Here is a 1383-nt window from a genome sequence, read left to right as displayed (position 1 = left end):
TGAACTATACCCCGAATAACGGACACTATTAAAAAAGGTGCCCCTTATTCGGGGTTTTTTATGTCTTAAGAAAAAATCCCGTTTATAATGAATTCATACGAAAACGGGGGATTTATCATGGCCAAGAATTTATATACAGAATATCAAATAAAAGAATTAGAGAAGAATTCAAATATCATTCATGCATCCGAACGATCCATTACATACAAAGCTGAATTCAAACTAAAAGCAGTACAAGAATATAAGCTAGGTAAAAGTCCCTCTCAAATTTTTCTTGAGAATGGGTTCAACCTGGATATTATAGATAAAAAGCTACCTGTTCGCTGTCTTTCAAGGTGGAAGGAAACTTTTGATAAGTATGGGGAAGAAGGCTTCCTCACGGAACGCCGAGGGAAAGGAAGTACAGGGAGACCTTCTTCAAGATCACTTTCTGTAGAGGAACAACTAAAGAAAGCAGAAGCTAGGATAAAATTTTTGGAAGCTGAAGTAGATTTCTTAAAAAAGCTCGAAGAACTAGAAAGGCAGGCGTTGAAGAAGAAACGATTCTAACACCAGCTGAAAAGTTCTATCTGATTGAAAAGACAATAAGAGAACACAAATTGAAGCATAGTGTTACTTATCTGTGTAAGCTAGCCGGTGTAAGTCGAAGTGGCTATTATGATTGGCTTAATGCTACACCTTCAAGGGAGATCCGAAATGAACAGGACGAACTGGATGTTGAACTAATCAGGAGAATTTTCATTTCTAAGAAAGAGAAGGTTGGTGCCCTTCAAATCAAAATGATTATGGAAAATGATTATTCAGCAGTAATGAACCATAAGAAGATCAGAAGGCTTATGGCTAAATATAGCCTAATAACAAAAATTAGAAGAGCCAATCCATATCGAAAGATGACAAAGGCGACCCAGGAACACCGTACCTGTCCTAACCTTCTAGATCGTAACTTTAATCAAGAAGAACCAGGGAAAGTATTGCTTACAGATATTACATATATTTATTATGGAAAAGGACAGAAAGCTTATTTGTCATGTATAAAGGATGGATCAACCAAAGAAATCTTGGCACATCATTTATCAACATCCTTGGAGATGGATATTGTCTATAATACCCTTAAAAAGCTAGAAAAGGCAGTAAATAAACACTTCCACCCTGAAGCAATCTTACATTCAGATCAGGGTTTCCATTATACTCATCCTGTGTTTCAAATGAAGGTGAAAAAACTCGGGCTAACACAGTCAATGTCCCGCAAGGGTAACTGTTGGGACAACGCCCCAATGGAAGGGTTCTTTGGGCATTTTAAAGATCTCGCCGAGTATAAGTCCTGTGAGAATCTAGCGGAAGTAAGTGCAGAAGTTAATCGGGTTATTGAGGAATATAACAATC

The 1383-nt window shown here is 37.4% G+C and carries 2 protein-coding genes; both read left to right on the top strand.

Going from position 1 to position 1383, the window contains the following annotated elements; translation table 11 throughout:
- Window positions 1-117: 117 nt before the first annotated feature.
- Entirely contained in the window at window positions 118-549 is a 432-nt protein-coding gene (locus M3175_RS23870; protein WP_251524441.1) for an HTH domain-containing protein, read from the top strand.
- A partial coding sequence (locus M3175_RS23865; protein WP_251524444.1) for an IS3 family transposase occupies window positions 543-1383 on the top strand: 841 nt, incomplete at its 3' end. The genes M3175_RS23870 and M3175_RS23865, both read left to right, overlap by 7 nt.

Source organism: Robertmurraya korlensis (assembly GCF_023715225.1).
Lineage (GTDB): Bacteria > Bacillota > Bacilli > Bacillales > Cytobacillaceae > Robertmurraya_A.
The sequence above is the reverse complement of the archived record's forward strand: the minus strand, read 5'-3'. Positions and strand labels throughout refer to the sequence as shown.

What these genes read in the sequence shown, in the direction of transcription:
- M3175_RS23870 (WP_251524441.1), top strand. Translation starts at nt 118, where the DNA reads ATGGCCAAGAATTTATATACAGAATATCAAATAAAAGAATTAGAGAAG.